Below are 396 nucleotides of genomic sequence, written 5' to 3'. Positions count from 1 at the left end.
ATTTTAGCTTAAACTATAATGGAATGTTTGATAAAGATGGTAAAACTCATACAGGATATGCTCAATTTAATTATGTGTGGTAAAAGAATATAAATAATTCTAAATAGTTATTTAGAATAAATATAAATAAACTAGTTTAATCTCCTAAACCCTAAATGACTTTAAGTTGTTTGGGGTTTATTCTTTTAAAAATACTTAATAAATTAAATCATAAGTTTAAATATAGAATAAAATTAAATGATAGAAAGTTAAAATAAAAATATAAATAATATATAAAATAATAAAAAATATATAAAACAAATAGAAAGTTAAAATATAAAATAATAAAAATAACATATAGTTTATAAAGCAATATAAAATAAATACAAATAATAATTAAAAAGCAATACAAAAATA

General features: G+C 15.4%; 1 pseudogene. It reads left to right on the top strand.

Going from position 1 to position 396, the window contains the following annotated elements:
- A pseudogene (locus JG676_RS09920) lies at positions 1–83 on the top strand (autotransporter outer membrane beta-barrel domain-containing protein); the annotation flags it as partial.
- Positions 84–396 lie beyond the last annotated feature (313 nt).

The organism is Campylobacter sp. 2018MI34, assembly GCF_016598975.1.
Lineage (GTDB): Bacteria > Campylobacterota > Campylobacteria > Campylobacterales > Campylobacteraceae > Campylobacter_D.
This window is presented reverse-complemented; position numbering and strand designations above follow the sequence as displayed.